Origin of the sequence: Cobetia sp. D5 (assembly GCF_035666195.1) — a bacterium.
Taxonomy (GTDB): Bacteria; Pseudomonadota; Gammaproteobacteria; order Pseudomonadales; family Halomonadaceae; genus Cobetia; species Cobetia amphilecti.
Genome location: NZ_CP142020.1, coordinates 1,354,388 through 1,366,727 on the forward strand (window position 1 = coordinate 1,354,388; position 12,340 = coordinate 1,366,727).

Genomic DNA, 12,340 nt, shown 5'->3' on the forward strand with positions numbered 1-12,340 from the left:
AGAGAAACCGTCCAGCAACGCGGCAGCTGTCTAGAAACGCGGCAGATCGGGATGCGGCAACTGGTTGTCATGCACATGCATGGCACCGAATTCGGCACAGCGCGCCAGCGTCGGGATGTTCTTGCCGGGGTTGAGCAGGCCAGCGGGGTCGAAGGCGGCCTTCACGGCATGGAAGACGCAGATCTCCTCGTGGTTGAACTGGGCGCACATCTGATTGATCTTCTCGCGGCCCACGCCATGTTCGCCGGTGATGCTGCCGCCGGCGGCCACGCACAGTTCGAGAATCTTGCCGCCGACCTCCTCGGCCAGTTCCAGCTCGCCGGGCTGGTTGGCATCGAACAGGATCAGCGGGTGCATGTTGCCGTCACCGGCATGGAAGACATTGGCCACCGCGAGCCCCGATTGGCGCGAGAGCTCCGCGATGCCGTTCAGCACGGCGGGCAGCTCGCGACGCGGAATGGTGCCATCCATGCAGTAGTAGTCCGGCGACATGCGACCCACGGCGGGGAAGGCATTCTTGCGCCCGGCCCAGAAGCGCGCGCGCTCGGCCTCATCCTGTGCCTGGCGGATCTCGGTGGCGCCGGCGCGCTCCAGCACCTCACGGACTCGCGCGCAGTCATCGATGACATCGGCCTCGGCGCCGTCCAGCTCGCAGAGCAGAATGGCGGCGGCCTCGATCGGATAGCCCGCGTGGATGAAGTCCTCGGCGGCGCGGATCGCCAGGTTGTCCATCATCTCGAGTCCGCCGGGGATGATGCCGCAGGCGATGATGTCGCCCACCGCGCGGCCGGCCTTGTCGATATCGGCGAAGCTCGCCATCAGCACCTTGGCGGTCTCGGGCCTGGGCAGCAGGCGCACCGTGACTTCCGTGACCACCCCCAGCATGCCTTCGGAGCCGGTCATCAGCGCCAGCATGTCCAGCCCGGGTGAGTCGAGGCTGTCGGCGCCGATCGTCATCGCCTCGCCTTCGATGGTCAGCATCTCGAGCTTGAGCAGGTTGTGAACGGTCAGGCCGTACTTGAGGCAGTGCACACCACCGGCATTCTCGGCCACGTTGCCGCCGATGGAGCAGGCGATCTGCGAGGAAGGGTCCGGTGCGTAGTAGAGCCCGAAGGGCGAAGCGGCCTCGGAAATGGCGAGATTGCGCACCCCGGGCTGCAGGCGTGCGGTGCGGGCGTCGGGGTCGATCTCGAGAATCCGCGCCATGCGCGACATCACCAGCAGCACGCCTTGCGCCAGCGGCAAGGCACCGCCGGACAGCCCGGTGCCGGCGCCACGTGTCACCACCGGCACGCCCAGCGCATGACATTCACGCAGCAGGGCGGCGACCTGCTCGACCCGCTCCGGCAGGGCAACCAGCATCGGCATGACGCGATAGGCGGACAGGCCATCACATTCGAAGGGATGCAGGTCCTCCTCGCGGTGCAGCAGCGTCAGGTCCGGCAGCAGGGTGGTGAGATGCGCCAGCACCTGGCCCTTGTCGTGCTGGGCCAGCGGTCCATCCAGCGTCGGGTCATAGAGGATATTCATGCACTGCCTCCCGGGAGGTTGGGGTCTGCGCGGCTGCTGTCTGTCGTTTCTGTCTGCTGGTGCTGTCTGTCGTTACTGTCGGTTGATGCGGGGTTCGAGCGAGTCGCCTGTCGATTCCGCCGCACCTGATCTGCACACAATCTGGCCTGCCTCCCCGGCCTTGTCCATGCCTCACACCAGTGGTCTGACCAGACATTCGTCTAGTGTTTGTGCAAGGAAAACCACGCTTTACTGGCCTCACGCCTGCAGCCATCAGGCGGCTTTGCGCCCGCTGATCGACAGGTCTGACCAGTCGGGAATCGCCAGGCGCCGGCAGTGAGTCAATGACGCGCCGCCGGCGGGTCGATCAAGTGCCACGAGCGGGTTGATCAAGGCGAGCACACAAAGGTCGAGCAAAAGGGGAGGGGCAGGATGCTGCGAACCATCGCCGAGTCAGGCGCGGATCCCCGCGCTGCGGATCAAGCAGCGGCGCGTCTGGAGCAATTGATTCTGGACGGCGTGCTCAAGCCCGGGCAGATGATCCCCTCGGAGCGCCGGCTATGTGAGCGGCTGGGCATCTCGCGGGCCTCGCTGCGCGAAGGGCTCAGGCTGTTGCGTGGCAAGGGCATCATCGAGACGCGACACGGCAAGGGCTCGAGCGTCGCGGCGCTGTTGCCGAGCGGCGATATCAGCCCGCTGATGCACCTGTTTCGGGATCAGCCGCGCACCCTGTATGACCTGCTGGAAGTGCGGGCCCTGCTGGAAGGGCAGTCGGCGCGACTGGCCGCCCAGCGCGGCACGCCGGCGGATAGAGTACTGATCCGGCGTCATTACGAGGCGATGGCGGCCTGCGTGCGCGAGTATCCGCCCGACTTTGCGTCCTCAGCGCCGAGCGATGAGGCGCTGCCGGATGCCCAGCAGCTGGCACGTCACGATCACGCCTTCCACCACGCCATCTGTGAGGCGTCCCACAATCCGGTGCTGGTGCATACGCTCAAGGGCATCAATGACCTGCTGCTCAGCTCGGTGTTCGCCTCGCTGCGCAATCTCTACCATCGCCCGATTCCCCGCGGCCAGATCAATGCCCAGCACACGGCCATCTACCGTGCGGTGATGGACCAGCAGCCGGAGGCGGCGGAGAAGGCGGCGCTGGAGCATCTGCACAGCATTCGCGACAACCTGCGCGAGCTGGAGGCGGAGGACGAGCGGCTGGTGCGCTCGGCCATGCGGCTGGAAGGCTTCGAGTAGCGCGTCAGGGTTTTTGGCTCAGGCTCAGGCTCAGGTGTGTGCGCTGGCTGGCATGGGCGCTGGGCTGGAGTGCTCGCTGGTGGACAAGCTGGCTGGCAAGCGGGGCGGACTCAAGGCAAAGTGGTCAGCTCATCGCCCAGGACAACGTGCTGCCTTCATGTGGAAACTCTCTTCCGCGAGTGATTGGCTCGACCGCCTCAATCACTCCCGCCACGCCATGCTGTGGCTGTTCATCGCCTCGATGCTGGAAACCCTGCTGATCCCGATTCCCATCGAGGTCGTTCTGATCCCGTGGATGCTGCGCCACCCCGAGCGCCGCTGGCGCGTGGCCGCGGTGGCACTCGCCGGCAACCTGACCGCGGCATTGCTGGGCTTCTATCTGGGAGCCTACGCGCTGGCGACGTGGGGTGATGGGCTGATCGGCTTCTTCGGCGGGCAGCAGGCCTTCGAATCCTTCCAGCAGCGCTTCAGCGAGCAGGGCTTCCTTGCCATCATGCTGATCGGCATCGTGCCGATCCCCTTCCAGAGCGCCATGCTGGTCGCCGGTGCCAGCGGCTATCCGGTCGCGTTGTTCCTGCTGGCGGCATTGGTCGGGCGCGGGGTGCGCTATTTCGGACTGGCAGCACTGGTGGCACTGGTCGAGGATCAGGCGCTGGCGCTCTGGCAGCGCTACTCGCGCCCGCTGGGAGTGATCGGGCTGGCGCTGACCGGCGTGTGGCTGTGGCAGGCCTTCATCGCCTGATCGCTCAGTCTTGCCGGCTTGCGCTGGCCTGGGAGAGCAGCGCCTTGCCGTGCTGATAGTCGGCCTGCCAGATCGCCTCTGGCACCATGCTGCCGCCGGTGGCCCAGACGACATGGGTGGTGTTGGCCTGCACCTCGCCGTCATCCAGCCCGTTGGCCGCCCGCCAGGCGTGCCACTCGGGGGCGTCATTGCGCAGCACGTGGCGGATACCGGGCACGCCGGCCAGCGCGGACGGCTCAAGCATGAGCCCTTCGCTGTCATATGCCAGCGCGAGCAGTTCGAGCAGATGCTCATCGCGCACGGTATGGATGCCGCTGAGCAAGGGGGCCATCACGCGCCCGACGAAGGCCGAGGCGCGCCCCACCGCCAGGCCATCGGCGCAGGTGCGATTGTCCAGCCCGATATCCTCCACCGCGATGCCGTCATGCTCGCCGGTCAACATGCCCAGCAGCATGCAGGGGGAGTTGACCGGCTCGGCGAAGAAGCAGTGCACGGCGTCACCGAAGACCTGCTTGAGGCCGTAGGCCACGCCACCCGGTCCGCCGCCGACGCCGCAGGGCAGATAGACGCAGAGCGGATGGCGGGCATCCACCGGGATGCCCTGCGCCGAGAGCTGCTCCGCGAGGCGGCTGGCCGCCGTGGCGTAGCCCACGAATAGATCCCGCGAGCTTTCGTCATCGATGAAGTGGGCGTTGGGCTGCTGCGCTTCCTGGCGCCCCGCGGCGACAGCCTTGCCGTAATCCCCGCTGTGCTCCACTACCTCCGCGCCCCGCGCGCGTAGCAGGTCCTTCTTCCATTGCTTGGCATCCGCCGACATGTGCACGGTGACGTGAAAGCCGAGCCGCGCGCTCATGATGCCGATGCTGAGCCCCAGATTGCCGGTGGAGCCCACCACGACCTGTTGGCCGGCCAGCAGATCACGTATCTCATCACGCTGGAAGGCGCGGTAGTCGTCTTCCTGATGCAGCAGCCCTGCGTCAATGGCGAGACGCTCGGCATGCTTGAGCACCTCGTGGATGCCACCGCGCGCCTTGATCGAACCCGAGATGGGCAGGGCGTTGTCGCACTTGATCATCAGGCGGCCGGGCAGCGGGGATTCGGTTGCGCTGAGGGGAGATGCGGTCGAGGCTATGCCGCTCAGCGCCTGCTGCAAGCCGGGCGCTGCCACCAGCGGCGATTCGATGCGCCCTGACGCGGCGGCGGTCTCGGGGAAGGCTTCGGCAATCCAGGGAGCGAAACGCATCAGGCGTGCGTCGGCATCCTCGATGTCCTGGACTCCCACGCCACTCGCCTGCAGCGCCGGTGAGGCGAGCGCCTGGGCGGTCGCGACGCGTTCAGGATTGAGCCAGCCGATTTCGCGGCCGGCCATCAGGCTGGCGATTTCCGGGTGACGCAGCGTCAGGGCGTGGAGGTCATGGGGCGTGGCAGACATGCGGTGTCCTTGTGGGGGCTCGATCCAGCGATCAGGTCAGATCACAGGTTAGCGCGTCTTCCACTGGCAACGCACGTAGCCCAGCTTTCACATTCCGTAAAGGTCAGTGACAAAAAAGACCGAATTTTTTGGCAACCGTCGGGATAGAAATGCAAAAGGTGCAGTCATAGTAAGCAAGGACATGATGTTATCGCGATGTTATGTCTGGCTTTAACTGTTCTTTGGTCCGCCACGGTTTTCCTGGCGGATTTTTTTATGCCTGAAATACGCGGGCTTTGGCAGGTTGTCGCCGGGGACATTCGGATTCTCCCAAGCTTTCAGCGACTTTCACTGTGGCCAGAAGCCTTGGTGGCAGGGCGCGGTACAGCGCTTCCCTGCGACTGTCACCGCCTCGGGTTGCGGCGCGTAAACTGATGGGCGTCAGGCTGGCGGCAGAGATTGATTAGCCATTGGGTAATCTTCGAGGCGTTGGCCTACTGGTGCAAGCATGCTGAAGGCGCTCTCGATGCACTCGGTTTTCTCAGTCCTAACGTGCAGAGCCCCCAGCGGTGATGACCGCTGGGGGCTCTGTACGTTAGGACTGGCTCCAAGCAGTTTCTTGATGGATGAACTGTCTCAACAGCCGTTCTGCATCACCAGCAGCGCACTCAGGACATCGCGGCGGGTGACCATGCCGATCAGGCGGCCCTGCTCGACCACCGGATAGACCTTGGGACGCTGGCCATTCATGTGCTGCGCCAGGTCCGTGATGCTGTCATTCGGGCCGACGCTGAGGACTTCGTGACGCATCAGGTCGCCGACCTGGGCATGCTGGCCGCAGTGATAGGCGCTGTCGAGCAGCTTGCCGAGGATGTCCTGTTCGGAGATGAAGCCGATCAGGCGGTCCAGGTCATCCACGACCGGCACGCCGGGCAGACGGTGGTGGGTCAGGCCCTGGGCGAGTTCGAGAATGCTGGTGCGTGCCTTCACGCGATAACAGTCGCGGGACATGATGTCGCGAAGGGTCGAGGGCACCTTGAGCTGGGTGGCTTTCATGGGCAGATCTCCTGCGTCACTGCTCTTCGACTCTCCGGTGAGGGAGTCGTGCGATGAATGCCGGCAGCCACTTTCGTGACTGCCGGCGACATTCAACATCTGTTCAGAGCATAGGGCATCACTGCGTGAGCTGCGCGTCCCGTTGCCTTGAGGGGGTATCAGTCACCCGGACCGCATTCCATGCAACGCTCGACGATGGCCGGGCCCAGCTGCAGGTTGGCGTTGAGGTCACGCAGCGCGGTGCGCAGGCCTTCCTCGATCACCGGGTGATAGAAGGGCATTTCCAGCATCTGCTCGATGGTCATGCGTTGCTGATGGGACCAGGCCAGCAGGTGGGCGAGGTGCTCGGCACGCGGACCGAAGATCTCGGCACCCAGCAGCAGGCCGGTGCCTTGCTCGCCATAGACGCGCAGCATGCCCTTGTTCATGCGCATCACGCGGGAGCGACCCTGGCCGGTGAAGTCGACTTCGCCCACCGCGTAGCAGTCGCAGGCACCGTAGCGCTGTTCGATCTCGGCGGTCGAGAGGCCGATGGTGGCCATCTGCGGATCACTGAACACGACGGCGATGGTGCTCTTGCGCTGACCGGCACGCACGTCGGGGAAGCGACCGGCGTTGTCACCGGCGATACGACCCTCATCGGAGGCTTCGTGCAGCAGCGGCAGGTCGTTGTTGGCGTCGCCGGCGATGAAGACATGGCTCGGCGTGTCGTCGCTCAGACGAGTCTGCAGGGTGTGACGATTGAAGATCGGCACGCCGCGCTCGTCCAGCTTCAGGCCCAGCGCCTCGATATTGAGGCGATCGACGTTCGGGCGACGGCCGGTGGCCGCGAGCAGGTAGTCGAAACGCTCGGTGAGAAGCGCTTCGCTGCCACGCTCGATGAAGGTGATCTCGACACCGGCGCCGTTCTCGTCCTCGACACGTTCGATCTTCTCGACCTTGGCGTCCGGGTCGAGATAGAACTCCTCGTTGAAGACGCGATCGGCATTGGCACGCAGCTTCTCGTCACGCAGCGGGCCGATGGCGCCGCCGACACCGAACATGCGGATGCGCACGCCGAGACGCGTGAGCGCCTGGCCCAGCTCCAGCCCGATGACGCCCGGGCCGAAGACGGCGACGGATTCCGGCAGGTCGTCCCAGTCGAAGACGCTGTCGTTGATGATCAGGCGGTCACCGGCATTCTCGAAGAAGCCCGGGTAGCTGGGGCGTGAGCCGGTGGCGATCACGACACGCTCGAAGGTGACGCGGGTCTCGTTGTCGCCGATGATCAGGCTGTTGGCGGTCTCGAAGCGCGCATTGCCGCGCAGCTTGTCGTGGGAGGGAATGCCTTCCACGGACTCGACCACGAAGCCGACGAAGCGGTCGCGCTCACGCTTGACGCGGTCCATCACGGCGCGGCCATCCACCTTGACCTCGCCTTCGATATTGATGCCGAACGGTGCGGTATCACGGGCGTGATGCGCGGCTTCGGCTGCACTGATCAGCAGCTTGGAAGGCATGCAGCCGACACGGGCGCAGGTGGTGCCGTAGGGGCCACCTTCGATCATGACCACGGAATCGGTGTGTGCCTTGGCGGCGCGATAGGCACCCAGACCGGCACTGCCGGCACCGATGATGGCGACTTCAACCTGGCGTTCGTTCACGTCGTACTCCTCAAGGCGCGCCAGTGGCGCACCTGACAATGGGGTCTCAGGCGCGAGTGTGGCCCGCGCGTGATGAAAAGAGAAAGTTATCGGGGCCTGTCAGCGTGAAGCGTTCAAGCGCTGGTCAGACTGCCGAAGTAGCGGGCGACTTCATCGCTGCCGCCGACATGCTCGCCGTCGATCCAGACCTGCGGCACGGTGGCCTGACCGGTCATGGCGCGCAGGGTGCGTGAGGTCACGCCGCGGGTGCCGACTTCGATGACTTCGTAGCTGATGCGCGCTTCGTCGAGCATCTGCTTCGCACGTGCGCAGTACGGGCAGCCCGGCTTGCTGAACAGGGTAGCGAAGCTGGGACGGCCGGCGTCCGGGTCCAGATAGTCGAGCATGGTATCGGCGTCGGAGACTTCGAAGGGGTCGCCCGGCTTCTGCGGCTCGATGAACTGCTTCTCGACCACGCCGTTGCGTACCAGCATGGAATAGCGCCAGCTGCGCTTGCCGAAACCGATGTCGCTCTTGTCGACCAGCATGCCCATGCCGGCGGCGAAGTCACCGTTGCCATCGGCGATCAGGCTCAGGTTCTCGGCTTCCTGATGCTCGCCCCAGGATTCCATGACGAAGGCGTCATTGACGGACAGGCAGACGATCTCGTCGACGCCGACAGCATAGAAGCGATCGGCCAGCTCGTTGTAGCGCGGCAGGTGAGTGGAGGAGCAGGTCGGGGTGAAGGCGCCCGGCAGGGCGAAGACCACCACGTTGCGGCCCGAGAAGATCTCCTCGCTGGTGCGTTCGACCAGACGGCCGTCGCGACGGATCTTGAAGCTGACGTTCGGGACCTGCTGGCCTTCGTGTGATTCGAGTTGCATGAAATTGGCTCCGGTCTCGATGAGACGTATCTAAAGGGGATGGCAGGCGACTGAGGCTCGATGACAATGTCGAGTGCATGAGAAATCAGTGCCTTGCGAAACTGGAGCCAGTCTAGGGGCAAGCCTCTTGCGGGTGAATTTGATTGCATCAAGCGAGGCGATAGCTTTTCTTGATGATACTGCTGACAGTCAGTCGTGTGCTGGCTCATGGCCTTGTTCTCGGCAGGAACGTGCTGGTCGGCAAGCGGCTTTTTTGCCGGAAATAGTTATACAGACTTGATATTTGCCCCTGTCAGCCATAAGTAGTGGGTACGTCACAGCATCGTCAGGCGTCGAGTCTGGCAAGCGAGGCAATAGATGAACGCACGAGAGTACATGGCGAAGCACGGCCTGGACGGCGACAAGGACAAGGAGGAGGACAAGCCTCAGAGTCTGGAAGAACATGCCTGGGCACGTGCACGTGAGTCCGGCAGCCATCGGCCACGCACGGGGACGCCGCATGACTGGGAAGACTGGGAGCGCTACCACGAGCAGCTGGCTGCGGACTCCGAGAAGCTGTCCCAGAAGATCGATCGTCAGGCCCGCGCCGGCGGATCCGCCTCTGCGCACGACGATGACGTCGACAAGGCTGACGCTGATCGAGAAGGGCAGTGATCAAGACCGTCAGTCCTCAAGACGGGAGCTGATATAGAAGGACAGTGATCAAGAAGGACACTGATCAACACGAGTACTGAACATTCATGACCTCCGTGGAGTCACGGTTGTCACAATCGCAAGGAGCAACTCATGGATATCATTCGCATCATTCTGGCCATCATCCTGCCGCCGCTGGGCGTTCTCATGCAGGTGGGTGTCGCCAACAAGCATTTCTGGATCAACATCATCCTGACCTGCTTCGGTTTCCTGCCGGGGATCATCCACGCGGTGTGGGTCATTACCAAGTTCTGACCGCCGCTGAGCCCCAGAGGCTCTGATATGGCTGCCCAACTCGGGCAACCCAGAGTTGAAAGACCCAAAGCCCCCGCTGCCTTGTGCGCAGCGGGGGCTTTTCAGTGGGCGCTCACCGGGGAAGCGCCATGTGGCGTCGGTGATCCAGCGGCGGTGCTTGCCGAGGCCCCTCGGCGAATGGCAGGCGACGGTAGTTCAACATGTAGACTTTCGCATAGCCTGATTTCAACGCTTTTCAGCGAGCGCGGCGCTTGTCGCCTCTCGCTTGCCCCCGTAGGGTCAAATGGGACTGAGGGCAGCGATCAGGGTCGGTGAAGCCTGTTCGATCACATGCTCCACGATAACAACAACACGTATGGATACCACGCATGGTCACGACTGCTGAGCCCGACGCGCCGCAGGAGACCAGCTCCTGCTTCGCGATCTTCAATGATGTGCAAAAGAGCTATGACGGCGAAACGCTGGTGGTCAAGGGCTTCAATCTTGAAGTCCAGCGCGGCGAGTTCGTCACCCTGCTGGGGCCGTCCGGTTCCGGCAAGACCACCTGCCTGATGATGATGGCAGGCTTCGAAACGCCGACTCACGGCGACATCCTCCTCGACGGTACCCCCATCAACGACTTGCCACCGCACAAGCGCGGTATCGGCATGGTCTTCCAGAACTATGCGCTGTTTCCGCACATGAGCGTGGCCGAGAATCTGGCCTTCCCGCTGGAAGTGCGCGGCATGAGCAAGGAGGAAATCTCGACCAAGGTGGCCAACGCGCTGGACATGGTGCGACTCGGCGAATTCGGCGATCGCCGTCCGGGGCAGCTCTCCGGTGGGCAGCAGCAGCGGGTCGCCCTGGCACGTGCGCTGGTCTTCGAGCCGGAGCTGGTGCTGATGGATGAACCGCTGGGGGCGCTGGACAAGAATCTGCGCGAAGAGATGCAGTTCGAGATCAAGCGCATCCACCAGCGCCTCGGCGTCACCATGCTCTACGTGACCCACGATCAGACGGAAGCGCTGACCATGTCGGACCGCATCGCGGTCTTCAATGACGGCATCGTCCAGCAGCTGGCGACCCCCGAGGCGCTGTATGAAGCGCCGGAGAATGCCTTCGTCGCCTATTTCATCGGCGAGAACAATCGCCTCAACGGCCAGGTATCGCAGCTCGACGCTCAGGGTGAGCATTGCACGGTGACCCTCGACAGCGGCGAGCAGGTACGGGCACTCAAGGTGGCCGTCAATGAGGTCGGCGAGCGCACCCAGCTGTCACTGCGCCCGGAGCGGGTACGCCTGCTGTCGGCGGAAGAGCCAGGCGCCGCGGGCACGCAAAGCCCTCCCGACAATGTCTTCTCCGCCGAGGTGCTCGAGGTGATCTATCTTGGAGATCATCTACGCACGCGCGTGGCGGTATGTGGCAGTGACGAATTCATCATCAAGACACCCAACGCCGAGGGCTATCCGCCCTTGCGGCCCGGGCAGACCTTGCAGGTGGGATGGGACGCCTGCGATTGCCGGGCGCTGGATGCCTGAGGCCAGCAAAGGTCAGAACAGGCCAGTTAAGGACAGACTAGAAAAGGACAGGCTAGACAGGACAGGCGAGAAAGGAACAGCAGCACGGGAGGTGAAGCACGCTTCCTCAGCAGAGCAAGAGCAGATTTCGCGACAAGAGTGCAGCACAACAACAAGAAATCAGGGAGATTCATCCATGTCAGTCATCAATCAGTTCACCGCGTCATTCACTACCTCGCGCCCGGGCATGCCGCTGCGCAGCCTGCTGGCGGTTGCCGTGGCAGCGGCCGGCATGAGCGCCGGAGCGGCCCAGGCCGAGACGCTCAATATCGTCTCGTGGGGCGGCGCCTATACCGACAGCCAGAACAAGGCCTATCACGAGCCCTGGGAGGAGAAGAGCGGCGACACCGTCGTCAATATCGACAAGTCATCCAATGCGCTTTCCGGTCTGCGCGCACAGGTCCAGGCCGGCAACGTCACCTGGGACCTGGTCGACATGCTGCCCAGTGATGCCTTGATCGCCTGTTCGGAAGGGCTGATCGAGCCGCTGGACCCGGACACCCTGTTCGCGGCAGCGCCGGATGGCACGCCGGCCAGCGAGGACTTCATCGAGAATTCGCTCAGCGAGTGTTTCGTGCCGCAGATCGTCTACTCCAACATCGTGGCCTTCAATACCGAGATGTTCCCCGAGGACAAGCAGCCGGATTCCATCGATGACGTCTTCAATCTCGAGGAATTCCCCGGCAAGCGTGCGCTGCAGAAGAAGCCGATCAACAACATGGAGTGGGCGCTGGTAGCCGATGGCGTTGCCCCGGAAGATGTCTACGAGATGCTGGATTCCGAGGAAGGCATCGAACGTGCCTTCGCCAAGCTCGATACCATCAAGGACAGCGTGATCTGGTGGGAAGAGGGCGCACAGCCGCCGCAGCTGCTGGCGGACAAGGAAGTGGCCTTCGCCTCGGCCTACAACGGGCGCATCTTCGATGCCGAGGTCAACGAGAAGCAGCCATTCTCCATCGTCTGGGATGCCCAGGTCTTCGAGCTGGATGGTTGGGTGGTGCCGACCGGCAAGCTCGACAAGGTCAAGGATTACCTGATGTTCGCCACCGATACCCAGCGACTGGCGGATCAGGCCAAGTACATCTCCTACGGGCCTGCGCGTACCTCCTCCGCAGCACTGGTCTCGACCCATGCGGACACCGGCATCGACATGAAGCCGCACATGCCCACATATGGCCCCAACTTCGAGACCGCCATCCCCAAGGATGATGAATTCTGGGCCGACAACCTCGATGAGCTGAGCCAGCGTTTCAACGCCTGGCTGGCACGCTGACCCCTGCACTGACCCGCTGGCCCCGGTGGCGCACACCCGCGCGCCGGGGCCTTTTTGATCATGCCTGATGGCCCGTCGGCCATGCTCGATT

The 12,340-nt window shown here is 63.6% G+C and carries 11 protein-coding genes; 6 read left to right on the forward strand and 5 right to left on the reverse strand.

Features of this window, described 5'->3' with window-relative positions; genetic code table 11:
• Positions 1 to 30 precede the first annotated feature (30 nt).
• Positions 31 to 1,530: a glycolate oxidase subunit GlcD gene (gene glcD, locus U0O11_RS05745; protein ID WP_324692040.1), complete on the reverse strand. Its 1,500-nt coding sequence runs from the start codon at positions 1,528 to 1,530 to the stop codon at positions 31 to 33.
• A 411-nt stretch (positions 1,531 to 1,941) separates the two neighbouring features.
• Between glcD and glcC the strand changes: the two genes are divergently transcribed.
• Together glcC and U0O11_RS05755 are read left to right on the forward strand one after the other, a co-directional pair.
• A complete protein-coding gene (gene glcC / locus U0O11_RS05750) occupies positions 1,942 to 2,757 on the forward strand; it encodes a transcriptional regulator GlcC (RefSeq protein ID WP_324692041.1) in 816 nt (271 codons plus the stop codon).
• A 157-nt stretch (positions 2,758 to 2,914) separates the two neighbouring features.
• Complete coding sequence (locus U0O11_RS05755) at positions 2,915 to 3,499, forward strand: YqaA family protein (RefSeq protein ID WP_131431669.1); 585 nt, start codon at positions 2,915 to 2,917, stop codon at positions 3,497 to 3,499.
• 4 nt (positions 3,500 to 3,503) lie between these two features.
• On the opposite strand, the gene U0O11_RS05760 is transcribed toward U0O11_RS05755, so the two are convergent.
• The 4 genes from U0O11_RS05760 to U0O11_RS05775 form a co-directional block, all read right to left on the reverse strand.
• On the reverse strand, positions 3,504 to 4,931 hold the full coding sequence (locus U0O11_RS05760) for a D-serine ammonia-lyase (RefSeq protein WP_324692042.1): 1,428 nt from the start codon (positions 4,929 to 4,931) through the stop codon (positions 3,504 to 3,506).
• 615 nt (positions 4,932 to 5,546) lie between these two features.
• Positions 5,547 to 5,966, reverse strand: coding sequence for a CBS domain-containing protein (locus U0O11_RS05765; protein WP_043334523.1), 420 nt, complete (start codon positions 5,964 to 5,966; stop codon positions 5,547 to 5,549).
• 158 nt (positions 5,967 to 6,124) lie between these two features.
• A complete protein-coding gene (locus tag U0O11_RS05770) occupies positions 6,125 to 7,609 on the reverse strand; it encodes a dihydrolipoyl dehydrogenase (RefSeq protein WP_324692043.1) in 1,485 nt (494 codons plus the stop codon).
• A gap of 113 nt (positions 7,610 to 7,722) precedes the next feature.
• Entirely contained in the window at positions 7,723 to 8,472 is a 750-nt protein-coding gene (locus tag U0O11_RS05775) for a glutathione peroxidase (protein WP_107335176.1), read from the reverse strand.
• Positions 8,473 to 8,847: 375 nt separating this feature from the next.
• Here U0O11_RS05775 and U0O11_RS05780 point away from each other — a divergent pair, with 375 nt between their 5' ends.
• From U0O11_RS05780 to U0O11_RS05795, 4 genes are all read left to right on the forward strand, one after another.
• Entirely contained in the window at positions 8,848 to 9,126 is a 279-nt protein-coding gene (locus tag U0O11_RS05780) for a hypothetical protein (protein WP_216059876.1), read from the forward strand.
• A gap of 132 nt (positions 9,127 to 9,258) precedes the next feature.
• Positions 9,259 to 9,420, forward strand: coding sequence for a YqaE/Pmp3 family membrane protein (locus U0O11_RS05785; RefSeq protein ID WP_043334518.1), 162 nt, complete (start codon positions 9,259 to 9,261; stop codon positions 9,418 to 9,420).
• 368 nt (positions 9,421 to 9,788) lie between these two features.
• Entirely contained in the window at positions 9,789 to 10,937 is a 1,149-nt protein-coding gene (locus tag U0O11_RS05790; protein WP_082388792.1) for an ABC transporter ATP-binding protein, read from the forward strand.
• Positions 10,938 to 11,112: 175 nt separating this feature from the next.
• Positions 11,113 to 12,249 carry an extracellular solute-binding protein gene (locus tag U0O11_RS05795; RefSeq protein WP_225347830.1) on the forward strand — a complete coding sequence of 379 codons (1,137 nt, stop codon included), beginning with the start codon at positions 11,113 to 11,115 and terminating at the stop codon, positions 12,247 to 12,249.
• Positions 12,250 to 12,340: the final 91 nt, after the last annotated feature.